The organism is Micromonospora sp. NPDC048986, assembly GCF_040649335.1.
GTDB classification, from domain to species: domain Bacteria; phylum Actinomycetota; class Actinomycetes; order Mycobacteriales; family Micromonosporaceae; genus Micromonospora; species Micromonospora alfalfae.
On sequence record NZ_JBEZFJ010000002.1, the window covers coordinates 144,596 to 157,710 of the forward strand.

Sequence of the window (13,115 nt, forward strand, 5' to 3'; positions counted from 1 at the left end):
TCCGTCTATGACATCAGCTCCACAGCTTCCCACTCAACAGAGGAGAGAACCATGACCGAGCCTCACCACCAGCCGGACCCGCCGGCCGAGACCCCGGCTCAGCCCGAGACAGTGGGCGCAACGAGCCCGCAGCCCGTCATCCGCAAGAGGTCCCAGGTCCGGTGGGTCATCGCCGGCGCTGCCGTTCTGGTGCTGCTGCTCTGCTTCGGCGGCTGCGGCGTGCTGCTGGCCACGATGAACGGTGAGGAGTCGCCCGATCAAGGGAAGGCTGCCCCCACTGCTACTTCCCAGTCGCGGGGCGGCACGTCCGCGCCGACCAGTGCCGCCGCACCGACTTCCGCGCCCGTGACGGCGGTGCCGCCCGCACCCGTTTACGACACTCACACGAAGGGCGACTTCAAGCTCAAGGTCAAGACGCTGCGGAAGCAGTGCTTCGGCAGCGCAGGCTGCAACATCACCTACCGCATTGACGTCACCTACACCGGCGACGGCCTCGACCCGTCCAGCACCTACGAGGTGACGTACGAGGTCAAGGGCGCCGAGGACCCGATCATCAACACCTTTGAGGTGACCGGCGACTCCGCCTCCGTCCAGCAGGAGGAGACGGCCAGCACGAAACGCTCCGGCGACAAGCTGACCGCCGTCGCGACCGACGTGTCGGAGCTGTGAGATGAGCCTGTCCCCATCACAGGACCTCAGGAGGCGTCGTGCGCCCCGATGAGTTCCTCCGCGCCATGACCCAGCTCCCCCCGCCCCTGCACGACCGCGTCCTCATCCTTCGTCCCTACACCCGCGCGACCCGTTGCGACGACTGCCAGAGCATCGGTGATGCGGTCCACCTCGCCCTCACCGCCGCCCACTACGACGAGCTGACCTCCGCAGGCGAGCTGCTCGACACCGCCGAGCGCCTCGCTGATGCGCATGCCGAGCACGCGCCGCCGCGCCCGGACCAGCAGCGCGGGCGCGGCCGGGTGCTGCGCTGGGCGAAGGCGGCCGGTCCGCTGGTGGCGGCGACCGACGCCAGCTGGAAGGGCCGCGCCGGTGGCATCGGGTACGTGGTCAGCGATGGCCACTACGGCCTGCTCGGGCGGGGCACCGGCCGGCTCGACCCGACCGGCAGATCCCGAGTGCTCGTCGACGAACTGCGCGCGGTCGACTACCTGCTCACCGGGTATGACGAGGTGCCAGCGGGCCTGACCGTGCTGCTGGACAGCCTGACGGCCGTGCGGTACCTGCACCGCTGGCAGGCCGGTGAGACCGACGCGATACCCGCCGGCTACAGCCTGCGGCAGCGCCGCTGGTCAGACAAACCGACTCTGGTCCGGCTCGCCGAGCAGGTGGCCCACCGCCCCGACCTGACGTTCGCGCACGTCAAGGGGCACAGCGGCCACGCCCTCAACGAAGCCGCCGACGGCCTGTCGCACATGGCCCGCCGCCGGCGGGAGGAGTCCTTCGACCTGCGTCCTCGGGCGCACGCCCTGGTCGACGCGTTCCTGCGCGACTGGCACGCGAACGCCACGGTCTGACCGCGCGACAGCGGTAACCCGCACTTCCACCGCTCACCCCGGGCGGGCCGACATGCAGTCGGCCCGCGGACACCACACGCCTGGAGACGACAAATGACCCAGCCCGCACAGACCGCCGCCCCGCTGATCGAGCTGATCTTCGACCGACTGGCCGCCGCTGACGGCGTACCGACCGAGACCGCCGAGCTCGTCCTCGCCGCCCTCAGCGGCGAGGAGGACCTGACCGCCGCGCTCGCCGGTACTCCGACCCGGCTCGCCCCCCGCTCCCCCGCCGATGAGGGTCCGGCGGAACGGATCTGGTTGAAGTCGGTGACCGTCGCCGGGTTCCGTGGCGTCGGCCCGGAACGGACCATCCAGATCGGCCCCGGGCCGGGCTTCACACTGGTCGTCGGCCGCAACGGCTCCGGCAAGTCCAGCTTCGCCGAGGCCGCCGAACTCGCCCTCACCGGGGACAGCGCCCGGTGGGCCGACAAGACGAGCGTCTGGCGTACGGGGTGGCGCAACCTGCACAACCCGGACCCCTGCTGGGTGGGCGTGGAGCTGCGCGTCGACGGGGTGTCCACCCCGACCCGGGTCAACCGGGCCTGGCCGGTCGGGGCCGAACTGGCCGACGCGGAGGTGACGGTCACCAGCGCCCAGGGCCGGCACGCGGGCCTCTCCGAGCTGGGTCTGGCCCGCCCCCTGGAGCTGTACCGGCCGTTCCTCACGGCGGCCGAGCTGGGCAAGCTCGCCGCCGGCACGCAGAGTCAGCTCTTCGACGCGCTCTTCGCGATCCTCGGGCTGGACGCGCTCACCGACGCCGACCAGCGTCTGCTGCGCGCCATCCGGCCGCACGAAGCGGCAATCAAGGAGGTACGCGCACAGCGCGCCACCCTGGTCGCCACGCTCGACGGGATCGCCGACGACCGGGCCCGACGGACCGCCGCGCTGCTGCGTGGCCGGGGCGCTGTCGACCTCGGCGCGGTGACGGCGATCCTCGACGAGCCGGACGAGGCGACCACCGACCGGGAGGTGCTGCTCTGTCGGGAGCTCACCGCCCTCGCCCCGCCGCCGGTCGACGAGGCGACCCGGCTCGCCGGTCAGTTGCGGGACGCGGCGGTCGAGGCCCAGCGGTACGACGGTGGTCGGTCCCGGGCCGCGCTGCGGAGCGCCGAGCTGCTTCGCCTCGCCCTCGAACATCACCAGGACGAAGGCGACGGGTCGTGCCCGGTCTGCGCCACCGGCACCCTCGACGGTGGCTGGCGTGCCGCCGCCGCGCAGTCGCTCAGCGACCTTCGGCAGCGCAGCGTCGCCGCCCAGACGGCGACGACCCGGCTGACGGCCCTGCTGCGGCAGACGCACCACCTGATCGATGACCTGGTTGTGCCCGAGGGCACCGGGTCGGAGCCGACGGTCGGGGCGCTGCGTGACGCCGTTGCCGCGCTGCGGCGCGTACCTGGGGAGCCGGCCGAGCTGGCCGACCACCTGGCGGCGCGGTACCCGGCGGTGGTGGCGGCGGTCGACGCGGCCCGCGCGTACGCCGAGGGGTTTCTGCGGCAACGCGACACCGGCTGGCGGGCGGCGGCGGCCGAGGTGCGCGAGTGGGTGGCCACCGTCGGCGCACTGCCGGCGCGGGGAGCGACAGTGGCCCGGTTGAAGGCCGCGCGCGCCTGGCTGAAGGACGCCGGTACGGAGATCCGCAACGAGCGGGTCGCGCCGTTCGCCGAGCACTCGCAGCGAATCTGGGCGCAGCTGCGGCAGGAGAGCAACGTCGAGCTGGGGTCGATGACGTTGGAAGGCGCGAACACCCGACGGCGGGTCGTCTTCCCGGTCAGCGTGGACGGCGCCGACAACGGCACGGCGCTGGGTGTGATGAGTCAGGGTGAGATGCAGGCGCTCGGGCTGGCGACGTTCCTGCCCCGCAGCTGCGCCCAGGAGAGCCCGTTCCGGTTCATCGTGGTCGACGACCCGGTGCAGAGCATGGATCCGTCGAAGGTGGACGGTCTCGCGCGGGTGCTCGCGGAGCTGGCCGAGCAGCGGCAGGTGGTCGTCTTCACCCACGACACCCGGCTGCCGGACGCGGTCCGCCGACTCGATCTCGGCAGGGCGCGGATCATCGAGGTGACCCGCGCGGAGAAGTCGGTGGTGACGCTGCGGTCCGGCTCCGACCCGGTGACCCGCTATCTGAACGACGCGTACGCGTTGGCGCGCAACGAGGAGATCCCCGCAGAGGTACGCGGGCCGGTGGTAGCGGAACTGTGCCGCTCTGCTGTCGAAGCGGCCTGCCACCGCTCGGTCTGGCGGAACCGGGTGGCGCGGGGTGTCCGGCACGCCGACATCGAGGAGGCGATCGAGGACGCGTCCCGCCGGGTCGCCACCACCGTCGCATTGGCGGTGTTCGATGACGCCGAGAAGGGTGGTGACGTGCTCGGCTGGCTGGGCCGCCGGCACGGACGACGGGCGGTGAACGCGTACCAGGCATGCCGGGAAGGCGTGCACGGTGCGTACCTGGCGGACCTGCCCGGCCTGGTCGCGGACGCCCGCCTCCTCGCGGCGGCGCTGTCGTGACCGCGCCGACGCCACAGCGCTGCCTGGCGGCGGCCGATCAACTGCTGCGCGGCTCCGGTCTGCTCGGCGCCACTGCCGTGACCGCTGGTTGGTGGCCGCGGGCCTGCGCCTGCCTGATCCGGCTCGCCCTCGAAGGCGGGATCGACGCCTACTGGCGGCGGGTGAAGCCGACCGTGGCGGCGTGCCGGCAGGGCCGCGCGAAGCAGTTGATGCTGCGCGGCCGGCTCGGTCCGGGCGGCGAAACCGCCCGCCGGGTGGCGTTCGCCTGGGCGACGCTCTCCGCCGCCACGCACCACCACTGCTACGAGCTGGCCCCCACGGCTGCGGAGCTGCGTCGCCTGCACTCCGAGGTGAGCACCCTGCTCGCGCGACTTGAACCGCTCACCCCGCGCGTGTGATCTGTTCAGACACTCGCGTCTGGACGCTACGCGCAATGAGGTGCCGCTCCGGCTGAGCCTGGGTGAGCACATTGACACCTACTGTGATGCTCCCGATGTCGATCATGAAGGACGTGGGATGGCAGAACCTGAGGAATCCGAGAGCGAACTGGCCATTTCCGTTGACTACGTGCCCGGTGCGCGTGGACATGCTGTTCTCGCCGTCGGCCCCGACGCGGTCGGCGTCGAGGCGGTAGCGGTGTGGCGGCTCAGCCCGACCGGACGCGCCGGCGGGGCGTGGCTGGTACGCCTCGATGAAGTCGCGCAGGACGACCAACTTGTTCGCATCATGTGGATGTTGCAGGGGCGGTGCCTGGTGGGGTGGAACCGGGAGGCTCCGGTCGCGATCCTGGAGAGAATCGCTCACGTACTGCCACAGGAACTGGTCAACATGCTGCGGGGGAACGTGCTGACCGTCTCCGACCTACTCGCGGAGATCACCGAGCACCGGTCCGCCTACAGCGACGCGGTCGACCGGCAGCGTGCGGTGTCCAAGTCGAAGCTAGCCCCGCTCGCCTGGCCCAGCGAGGTGCCGGACCACGAGGATCTGGCGATCCGGCTCGCCGTGCAGCCCCGCGCCGCATCGCCGGTCGCGGGGTCGGCGCTGGCCCTGACGTCGGCTGTCGCCATGACCGCTCAGCTCTGGCAGGACACGGAACAGGCACGGTATCGCCGAAAGTACCTGCGCGCTCTGGGCGAGCCACAGCCGTTGCCTCCACGGTGGCTGGCCTGGTTGCGTGCTGCCGCCGACAACTCCGCTCAGGCCTCGATCTAGGGAGTCGACCCGACGTGTACGCAGTTATCGACCTGGAGACGACGGGCCTGCGCACCAGTTGGCACGACCGCGTGGTCGAGGTCGCCGTCATCCACCTTGACGACGCCGGGCAGGTGACGCACGAGTGGTGCAGCCTCGTCAACCCCGGCCGGGATCTCGGTCCACAACTCATCCACGGCATCTCGGCCGCCGAAGCACGGCGCGCACCGGAGTTCGGTCGGCTCGCAGGTCACGTAGCCAGCCTCCTTCGCGGGAGGGTGCTGGTCGCTCATAACCTGCACTTCGACGCCGCATTCCTCATCGCGGAGTACCGCCGGTTGGGGATCGAGCTGCCGATCAGCCTGGCCGAGGGGCTGTGCACCATGCGGCTGGCCGGGCACTTCCTCCCGTCGGCCGGCCGCAGCCTGCACGACTGCTGTCGCGCGGCGGGGTTGCCGCCGCACCAGGCCCACTCCGCTCTGCATGACGCGAGGGCAGCCTCGCAGCTTCTGGCCCGCTATCTGCGGGACGTAGGAACGCCACCGCCGTGGACGTCCGTCATTGACGCCGCTGCGGCTGCGCCTTGGCCACCCTTGGCTACCGAAGCAGTGGTGCCGGTGCCTCGCCGAGAGCCTGGGCACCGGGAGGAGCACTTCCTGGCTCGGCTGGTGGACCGGCTCCCGCGGCTCCGTGAACCACAGGGGGACGCGTACCTCGATCTGCTCGACCAGGCACTGCTTGACCGGCATATCTCGGCCAGCGAAGCGGACGCGCTCGTCGCCACGGCCGAAGAGCTCGGCCTCGCCCGAGTCGACGTCGACCACCTGCACCGCACCTATTTGGCGAGTCTGGCGGCCGTGGCGTTGGAGGACAACGTCCTCACGTCGGCCGAACGCCACGACCTGGACCAGGTTGCCTCGTTGCTCGGGCTACAAGCCTCCGACGTCGACCATGCCCTCAAGGCCGCTCGTGACGTCGGCACGGCCCGGCCTCAGACCAAGAGTTGGCGCCTTCGCCCCGGCGACGTGGTGGTCTTCACCGGGGCGATGGAACCACCGCGGTGGTCCTGGGAAGAAGATGCTCGGGCGGCAGGGCTCCAGGTCGGTGACAACGTCACCAAGAAGACCCGCCTCCTGGTGGCTGCTGACCCCGACTCGATGTCCGGCAAGGCCAAGAAGGCCCGCCAGTACGCCGTTCCGGTCGTGCACCCCATCGCGTACCAGCGCATGCTCGCCGACCTCGCTCAGTAATGCGCCTTGAAGGAACGAACTCGCCCACCCAGTAGGGCGTCCACCGGTCAATGAGGTGACGCAAGATCCGATCGGTTGGTCGAGTGGCAGCCCAGTTGAGACGTGACGACCAAGGAGTTCAAGGCATGGCAGACGACGCCCTCGATTTACCGGCGCCGGAGGCGGGCGCACGTGGGCAGCGGGTCCTCGACCTGCTGGACAAGGCAATCGCCCTGCAGACCCCACTGGTGCAGAAGAACCTCGCCCGGGCCCGCCAGCGCAACCCGGAGGCGACGCCAGCCGAGGTGATCCGCAACCTGGAGCGGATCTACGTCAGCGCGTTGACCGGGGCGGGCGCCGCCGTCGGCGGAACCGCAGCGGCACCGGGCGTCGGCACGGGCGTCGCACTGGCGCTGACGGCCGGCGAGGCTCTGTCCTCACTTCAGCTGAGCGCGCTCTTCGCGCTCTCGATCGCTGAAGTCCACGGGGTCCGCATCGACGAGGTCGAGCGCCGCCGAACGATCGTGATGGGGATCATGCTCGGCGGGTCCGGCTCCGCCACCATCACGAGGGTCGCCGAGCGCACCGGGCAACACTGGGGACGTCAGGTTGTCGCCAAGGTGCCTGTCGCCACGTTGCGCCAGATCAACGCGGTCCTGGGGCGGAACTTCATCACGAAGTACGGAACCAAGCAGGGAATCATCGTTCTCGGTCGAGTGGCACCGTTCGGTATCGGTGCGGTGATCGGCGGTGGCGCCAACGCTGCCCTCGCTGCTCTGGCCGTGCGGGCCAGTCGTCGCGCATTCGGCCCACCACCGCCGTCCTGGCCGTGACCGACGTGCAGCGCACCGCCGGCATGGTGGAGCGCCTACCTGAGGCAGTGGCAAGGCACCAACCCGATGTCAACTCGTCAAGGGACATCTGGGCGAGCGGGTCAGCGCGGCAGGTTCGTGGGCTTATGGTGAGAAACCGGGCACCCGGGGGGCGGGTGTCCGGTCCGGGCCGTGGGATTCGCGTTGTTCAGCCGGAGGGTGGACCGATGACCGAGTACGCCCGCGGCGTCGACGACTGCTGAGATGGACTGGGCCGGATGGGCGTTGTTCGGGTTGGTCGCCACCGCGGCGCTCACCGCGGCGATGATCTCCGCTCAGCTGGCCGGTCTCACTCGGCTCGATCTTCCCCTGGTGCTCGGGGCCTTCGTCACCGAGGATCCCGATCGGGCGCGGGTCGTCGGGTTCTTCCTGCACCTTTGTGCCGGGCAGGGTTTCGCCCTCGGTTATGCGGCCACGTTCGCGCTGTTACACCGCGCCACCTGGTGGATCGGGGCACTGCTCGGGATCGTGCACGTCGGGATCGCGCTGACGGTGATTCTTCCGCTGCTTCCTGGTGTCCACCCGCGGATGGCCTCGCAGCGGGCGGGGCCGGCCAGCACGGCGGTGTTGGAGCCGCCCGGGCTGTTCGCCGTCAACTACGGCATCCAGACGCCCCTGGTCACGGTTGTCGTCCACGTCATCTACGGGGTCTTTCTCGGGCTACTCCTCCAAGCCCGGTGACCCACGTCCGACTGTTGTCCCCGCCCGACGCACGCTGTTCGCCAGCCCGGCTCGTCATGAGCGATCTCGATGACTGACGGGCCGCCGATCAGCGACTACGGTCTGCTGGGCGACACTCGCACCGCCGCCCTGGTCGCGAGTGACGGCGCGATGGACTGGCTCTGCGTACCGCGTTTCGACGGCGATCCCCTGTTCGGCCGGCTGGTCGGGGGCCCGGAAGCCGGAACGTTCCGGGTCGGCCCGGCCGGGCCGGCCACTGTCGTCGAGCGACGGTACCGGCAGCACACCGCCACCCTGGAGACCACCTGGGCGGTGGGTGGCGGCCGGCTGACCCTCACCGAGGCGATGGTGGCCGAGGTCAGCGGTCGCCTGCTGCCCGCGACACTGATCGTGCGACGGCTGTCGGCCGAGCAGGCGCCGGTCGACGCGGTGGTGGAGTTCGATCCCCGCCTCGGCGCACGGCACCGCCGGCCCCGAGCCCACCACCGGAGCCAGGCCCTGGTGTGTGAGTGGGGGGCGCTCGCGGTCGCGTTGGACAGCACGCCCGCGTTCGGCATCGAACCGGGTCGGCCCAGCTCGATCACCGTCCGGCCGGGCCGTCCGGTCACCCTCGTGCTGGCCGTGGCCCACCGCGAACCGCTGATCCACGTCGAGCCGACGGCCGCCTGGGACCTGCTGGTTGAGGACGAGAGCCGTTGGCGGGCCTGGACCGCGGAGATCGACGAGCGGCTGCCGTTCCGGGAACACGTCGTACGAAGTCTGCTCACCTTGCGGCTGTTGACCTACTCGCCGTGCAAAGCGCCGGTGGCCGCACCGACCACGTCACTGCCCGAGGATCCCGGTGGGGGACGTAACTGGGACTACCGCTACGTCTGGCCCCGAGACGCCAGCATCGGCGTCAGCGCCTTCCTCAGTGTCGGCAAGACCGACGAGGCCCGTGGTTTCCTCGCGTGGCTGTTGCACGCCAGCCGACTGCAACGGCCACGCCTGCCGGCGCTGCTCACAGTGCACGGCAGGCAGGTGCCGGCGGAGCGAGAGCTGCCCGGTTGGCCCGGCTACCTCGACAGCCGTCCGGTACGGATGGGCAACGGCGCCGCCGGTCAGCACCAGCTCGACGGCTACGGCTGGGTGATCGACGCCGCCTGGGCGTTCGCTCAGGGCGGGCACCGCCTCTCCGCCGAGACGTGGCGGGCGGTGCGCGGTTTCGCCGACGTGGTCGCCGGTTGTTGGCAGCAGCCCGATGCCGGTATCTGGGAGGTGCGGGAGCCCGACCAACACGTCCATTCCAAGCTCATGGGCTGGCTCGCCCTGGATCGTGCCCTGGCCATCGCCGACACGCACCCCCTGCGGGAGGGTCAACGTCGACGCTGGCAGAACGCCCGTGCTGCCATCGCCGCCGAGGTCCGGACGCGCGGCTTCGACCCGACGGCGGCCAACTACGTCCGCAGCTACGGCTCCTCGGATCTCGACGCGGCGCTGCTCGTCCTGCCGCTGCTGGGCATGGACCGGGCCGAGTCACCCCGGGTACGCGGCACCATCGACGCCATCCGGGACCGGCTGTCCGCCGGCGGTCCGCTGCTCTACCGCTACCCGCCCGGACGTGACGGCCTCCCCGGCACCGAGGGCGCATTCCTGCCCTGCTCGTTCTGGCTCGTTCAGGCCCTTGCCCGCACCGGGCGTCGCCGTGAAGCCGTCGAGTTGTTCCGGGCCATGGCCGACCACGCCAGCCCACTTGGCCTCTACGCCGAGGAGGTGAACCCGGCGACTGGTGCCCACCTCGGCAACTACCCGCAGACGCTGACCCACGCCGCGCTCATCCAGGCCGCACTCGCCATCAGGGACGCCCCCGCTGGTGACGGGGCCCCCTGAGGGGCCGTCCGGGTGGAAGAGACCGAGCCTGCGAAACGGCTGGCGCGGGTAGGGTTCCGATCATGACGATTCCCCATCTGACGGCAGCCGACGGCACCACTCTGCCGGCGATCGGGCTCGGCACGTACCGGCTGAACGGCTCGGCGGGTGTCGACGCGATCGGTCAGGCGATCCGGACCGGCTACCGGTTGATCGACTCGGCGGTGAACTACGAGAACGAGGGCGCTGTCGGCCGGGCGGCCCGGTCGGCCGGTGACGTGCGGGACGAGCTGATCGTCACCTCGAAGCTGCCGGGGCGGCACCACGGCTACGACGAGGCGCTCACCACCATCGAGGAGAGTGTGTTCCGCACCGGCCTCGACCGAATCGACCTGTACCTGATCCACTGGCCGAACCCCAAGCAGGACCTGTACGTGCAGGCGTGGCGGGCGTTGGTCGAGGCGCGTGAGCGTGGGCTGGTGCGGCACATCGGGCTCTCCAACTTCCTGCCGGAGCACATCGAACGGCTGGTGGCCGAGACCGGGGTCGCCCCGGTGGTCAACCAGATCGAGGTGCACCCGTACTTTCCGCAGCAGGAAGCGCTCGACTACCACCGGGAGCACGGCATTCTGGTGCAGGGGTGGAGCCCGCTCGGCCACGGCAACGACCTGCAACAGCATCCGGTCGTCGTGGAGATCGCGACAGCGCACGGCGTCAGCCCGGCGCAGGCCGTCCTCGCCTGGCACGTGGCCCGTCAGGTGATTCCGCTGCCCAAGGCCGCCTCCCCGCAGCGGCAGGTCGAGAACCTTGACGTCTTCGGTATCACGCTCACCGACGCGCAGGTCGAGGCCATCACCGCGCTGGGCCGCCCGGACGGGCGGCTTTCGGACCAGGACCCGGCGGTGTACGAGGAGTTCTGACCGAGCCGACGTACGAGCGTGATGACTCTGCGGCATCGATATGCCTGTGAGTCATCACGCTCATCCGCACATCCGCCGCCGATCGCGGCGCCGAGCCGCGTCACCCGGGCCGTCGGCGACCCGGGTGACGCGGTGTCGCTTAGACGAGCCCGCCGAGGGCCGGGTCGCTGATGCTGTCCTTGCCGTTCTCGACGTGACCCGCGCAGCGGTACGCGAAGTCGGCGTCACCGGCGACGTGGACCGTCAGGTCGTACCAGCCGTGGGTGCGGGCGAGCGCCCACGTGGCGCGCTCGGTCTCGCCGGGGCGCAGCGACAGCGTGACCGGTCGAGCGTTGTACCCGTCGCGGACGGTCACCTCGACCCGCTTCGACAGGCGGTTGGTGAGCGTGAGGGCGAGTTTGTAGTCGTGCTCGTCGTAGGCGGTGGTGACGTCGAGGTGGGACCGGCCGTCGACGAATCGGCGGAAGAACCCGTTCGGCCCGTGCACCGACAGGTCGTACCCGGAGGTGACCGGCCAGGTGTCGGTCAGGTGCTTGCCCGGCTCGACCGTGTAGCTGCGCGGGGCGTCCGCGCGGCCCGCCTGGCGGACCTGGAAGACAGCGGCGGCACCGCCGGAGTTGCGGAAGTCGATCCGGAACGAGTCGTCACTGCGGTGCCCGTCGGCGTGCAGGGTGTACGGGATCGGCCGCGCCGGGCGTACCCCGTGCTCCTGCTTCGGCAGCCGCTGGTCGGCCGGCGGGACCGGCACCTCGTCGGGGTGCCGGACCAGCTCCTCGGGCTTGAAGTCGTCGGTGTCGGGCAGCCTGACCTCGCGCGAGCGGTTGGGGTGCTGGAAGTCGAACGCCGTGGTCAGGTCGCCGACGACGGCTCGCCGCCACGGGGTGATGTTCTGCTCGATCAGGTCCGGCCGGCCGGGCCCGAACCGCGCCTCCAGGAACTTGATCAGTGAGGTGTGGTCGAAGACCTGCGAGTTCACGTAGCCGCCACGCGTCCACGGCGAGACGATGACCATGGGAACCCGGATGCCGAGGCCGTACGGTCCGGCCGGGTGGTCGGCGTCGCCGGGGAAGATCTCGTTGGTGGTCGGCACCGTCGACTGCCCGTGCTCGCGGGTCGGCGGGGGCGTCGGCGGGACCACGTGGTCGAAGAAGCCGCCCTCCTCGTCGTAGGTGATGAAGAGCGCCATCTTGCTCCACACCTCGGGGTTCGCGGCGAGGATGTCGATGACCTGCGAGATGTACCAGGAGCCGTAGGCGGGCTCCCAGTTCGGGTGCTCGGTGTACGCCTCGGGTGCGGTGATCCAGGAGACTTCCGGCAGGCGTCCCGCCTCGACGTCGGCGCGGAAGTCGGCCAGGAGCGCCTCCGGGTCGCGCCCCTGGGTGCTGATCTCGGTGCCGGTCTTGGCCTTGTCCGCGAGGGGCGTCCCGGGCTGCGCGTTCTGGTACTGGTGGAAGTAGAGCAGCGAGTTGTCGCCGTAGTTGCCGATGTACGGGTCGTTGGTCCAGCCCCAGGAGCCGGCGGCGTTGAGGCCGGTGCCGACGTCCTGGTAGATCTTCCAGGAGATGCCGTTGCGCTCCAGCCGCTCCGGGTAGGTGGACCAGTCGTAGCCGGCCTCGGCGTTGGTGATGACCGGGCCGCCGCCCTTGCCGTCGTTGCCGACCCAGCCGCTCCACATGTGGTAGCGGTTCGGGTCGGTCGGGCCCATCAGCGAGCAGTGGTAGCTGTCGCAGACGGTGAACGCGTCGGCGAGCGCGTAGTGGTACGGCAGGTCCTGGCGGGTGTGGTAGGTCATCGCCGTGACGCCCTTGTTCGGCACCCACTTGTCGAACCGGCCGTCGTTCCAGGCGGCGTGCCCGTCGTTCCAGCCGTGCGGCGGGTCCGGCAGGAAGGTCCGGCCGAGGTCCTTCACCTCGGGGCGGAAGGGCAGCAGCTCGTCGGTCCCGTTGGGCTGGTGCCACACGTCCTTGCCCGACGGCAGTGTCGCCGGATGGGGGTCACCGAATCCGCGTACGCCACGCATGGTGCCGAAGTAGTGGTCGAACGAGCGGTTCTCCTGCATCAGGATGATGACGTGTTCGACGTCCTCGATCGAGCCGGTCCGGTTGTTCGCCGGGATGGCGAGCGCCTTGCTGAGGTCCAACGGAAGCGCCGCGCCGATCGCGGGAACTCCCATCGCCTTCAGGAACGTACGGCGATCCACAGTGCCCATAATTCCGCCTTTGTGCGACCTGGTCGGGAAACTGGCGACCGGACGCTACCGACGACGGGTTGACGGCAGATGACAGTGGTTAGTTGGTTTTG

11 protein-coding genes are annotated in these 13,115 nt (G+C 70.6%); 10 read left to right on the top strand and 1 reads right to left on the bottom strand.

Annotation, left to right across the window (positions count from 1 at the left end):
- Positions 1-51: 51 nt before the first annotated feature.
- From AB0B94_RS05730 to AB0B94_RS05775, 10 genes are all read left to right on the top strand, one after another.
- A complete protein-coding gene (locus AB0B94_RS05730; RefSeq protein WP_357268717.1) occupies positions 52-669 on the top strand; it encodes a hypothetical protein in 618 nt (205 codons plus the stop codon).
- A gap of 38 nt (positions 670-707) precedes the next feature.
- Entirely contained in the window at positions 708-1,526 is an 819-nt protein-coding gene (locus AB0B94_RS05735; protein ID WP_357268720.1) for an RNase H family protein, read from the top strand.
- Positions 1,527-1,619: 93 nt separating this feature from the next.
- Entirely contained in the window at positions 1,620-4,073 is a 2,454-nt protein-coding gene (locus AB0B94_RS05740; RefSeq protein ID WP_357268723.1) for an AAA family ATPase, read from the top strand.
- Entirely contained in the window at positions 4,070-4,471 is a 402-nt protein-coding gene (locus AB0B94_RS05745) for a hypothetical protein (protein WP_357268726.1), read from the top strand. The genes AB0B94_RS05740 and AB0B94_RS05745 overlap by 4 nt, the downstream gene beginning before the upstream one ends.
- Before the next feature lie 118 nt (positions 4,472-4,589).
- On the top strand, positions 4,590-5,285 hold the full coding sequence (locus tag AB0B94_RS05750; RefSeq protein ID WP_357268729.1) for a DUF6218 family protein: 696 nt from the start codon (positions 4,590-4,592) through the stop codon (positions 5,283-5,285).
- Between the two features lie 14 nt (positions 5,286-5,299).
- Positions 5,300-6,514: an exonuclease domain-containing protein gene (locus AB0B94_RS05755; RefSeq protein WP_357268732.1), complete on the top strand. Its 1,215-nt coding sequence runs from the start codon at positions 5,300-5,302 to the stop codon at positions 6,512-6,514.
- 125 nt (positions 6,515-6,639) lie between these two features.
- Positions 6,640-7,326 carry a hypothetical protein gene (locus AB0B94_RS05760; RefSeq protein ID WP_357268735.1) on the top strand — a complete coding sequence of 229 codons (687 nt, stop codon included), beginning with the start codon at positions 6,640-6,642 and terminating at the stop codon, positions 7,324-7,326.
- Between the two features lie 243 nt (positions 7,327-7,569).
- The gene (locus AB0B94_RS05765; protein WP_357268738.1) at positions 7,570-8,046 is read left to right on the top strand and encodes a hypothetical protein; all 477 of its coding nucleotides are present in this window, start codon (positions 7,570-7,572) and stop codon (positions 8,044-8,046) included.
- Positions 8,047-8,115: 69 nt separating this feature from the next.
- Positions 8,116-9,915 (top strand): glycoside hydrolase family 15 protein, encoded by a 1,800-nt coding sequence (locus AB0B94_RS05770; protein ID WP_357268741.1) that lies wholly within the window; start codon positions 8,116-8,118, stop codon positions 9,913-9,915.
- A 62-nt stretch (positions 9,916-9,977) separates the two neighbouring features.
- Positions 9,978-10,814 (top strand): aldo/keto reductase, encoded by an 837-nt coding sequence (locus tag AB0B94_RS05775; protein ID WP_357268744.1) that lies wholly within the window; start codon positions 9,978-9,980, stop codon positions 10,812-10,814.
- A gap of 139 nt (positions 10,815-10,953) precedes the next feature.
- On the opposite strand, the gene AB0B94_RS05780 is transcribed toward AB0B94_RS05775, so the two are convergent.
- Complete coding sequence (locus AB0B94_RS05780; RefSeq protein WP_357268747.1) at positions 10,954-13,023, bottom strand: phosphocholine-specific phospholipase C; 2,070 nt, start codon at positions 13,021-13,023, stop codon at positions 10,954-10,956.
- Between the last annotated feature and the right edge of the window lie 92 nt (positions 13,024-13,115).

Coding starts and splice junctions, on each gene's coding strand:
- AB0B94_RS05730 (WP_357268717.1), top strand. CDS start 52: ATGACCGAGCCTCACCACCAGCCGGACCCGCCGGCCGAGACCCCGGCT.
- AB0B94_RS05740 (WP_357268723.1), top strand. CDS start 1,620: ATGACCCAGCCCGCACAGACCGCCGCCCCGCTGATCGAGCTGATCTTC.
- AB0B94_RS05750 (WP_357268729.1), top strand. CDS start 4,590: ATGGCAGAACCTGAGGAATCCGAGAGCGAACTGGCCATTTCCGTTGAC.
- AB0B94_RS05760 (WP_357268735.1), top strand. CDS start 6,640: ATGGCAGACGACGCCCTCGATTTACCGGCGCCGGAGGCGGGCGCACGT.
- AB0B94_RS05765 (WP_357268738.1), top strand. CDS start 7,570: ATGGACTGGGCCGGATGGGCGTTGTTCGGGTTGGTCGCCACCGCGGCG.
- AB0B94_RS05770 (WP_357268741.1), top strand. CDS start 8,116: ATGACTGACGGGCCGCCGATCAGCGACTACGGTCTGCTGGGCGACACT.
- AB0B94_RS05775 (WP_357268744.1), top strand. CDS start 9,978: ATGACGATTCCCCATCTGACGGCAGCCGACGGCACCACTCTGCCGGCG.
- AB0B94_RS05780 (WP_357268747.1), bottom strand. CDS start 13,023: ATGGGCACTGTGGATCGCCGTACGTTCCTGAAGGCGATGGGAGTTCCC.